This is a genomic window from Nocardioides cremeus, from assembly GCF_030518195.1.
GTDB lineage: Bacteria > Actinomycetota > Actinomycetes > Propionibacteriales > Nocardioidaceae > Nocardioides > Nocardioides cremeus.
Genome location: NZ_JAULSC010000328.1, coordinates 1 through 274 on the forward strand (window position 1 = coordinate 1; position 274 = coordinate 274).

1 protein-coding gene is annotated in these 274 nt (G+C 41.2%); it reads right to left on the reverse strand.

Translation table 11 applies throughout. From position 1 onward, the window contains the following. Nucleotides 1-45: 45 nt before the first annotated feature. The coding region (locus QWJ41_RS21280) for a hypothetical protein (RefSeq protein ID WP_302710497.1) at nucleotides 46-274 on the reverse strand (229 nt) is incomplete at its 5' end.

Here is a 274-nt window from a genome sequence, read left to right on the forward strand (position 1 = left end):
CAGCTTTCAAAAGTTCAGTCTTGTTAACACCATACTTCTCAGTCGTCAAAGCAGCTGGATGGCTTTTACTTTTATCATATGATGTTGCAAGATCGTTTCCAACTCGTTGTCCAACATGGAATGACTACTGAGTTTCTTTCTAGAATTGTCACCATCTTCTTCATCGCTGTTAATCAAGCCTCTAGAACAATCTAGAAGATCGTCCCCATGACCATTCTCAGATCTCTCCAGACTCCTCTTTCCACTCACACTTGATATTGTGCTGTTGGGTGAT